Source organism: Mesorhizobium sp. WSM4817 (assembly GCF_055811135.1).
The window spans coordinates 1-348 of record NZ_JBVVQQ010000153.1; the positions used below are offsets into that span (position 1 = coordinate 1).

The 348-nt window shown below is 61.2% G+C and carries 1 protein-coding gene; it reads right to left on the reverse strand.

The window, feature by feature from the left end:
• Positions 1–82: 82 nt before the first annotated feature.
• Positions 83–331 (reverse strand): hypothetical protein, encoded by a 249-nt coding sequence (locus tag AC0L2K_RS35175; protein WP_473533681.1) that lies wholly within the window; start codon positions 329–331, stop codon positions 83–85.
• Positions 332–348 lie beyond the last annotated feature (17 nt).

Consider the following 348-nt stretch of genomic DNA (forward strand, 5'->3'; position numbering starts at 1 on the left):
GCGGAAGCAACGGATCGCCTTGCTAGTGGACGCCTGGACCACTCTGCTGCTGAGGAGCGCGGGGGCTGCCGCCCATTCTCCGTTATCCCGCGAACAATTCCTTGTACCCTGTCGTCACCATCCAGTTCGCCCGATCAAGATGGCTTCGCGCGGCTTTGCGGGCGCGCTCCGGTACCGGATCGATGCCGAGGATCTCCTGCGCCATCTCCTCATCATCAGCGGCCGCATCCAGGACCCTCAGGTACAGCGTGTGGTGCTGCTTATCGTACGAGGTCAGGCTGTCGGACCATGGCACTTCTTCCTGGATTGCCGGTTTCGTTCCGACTTTCATGGCAGTTCGGTACTCCA

Bases quoted from the DNA above. Each gene is read 5' to 3' on its own strand.
- AC0L2K_RS35175 (WP_473533681.1), bottom strand. From the start codon at position 331: ATGAAAGTCGGAACGAAACCGGCAATCCAGGAAGAAGTGCCATGGTCC.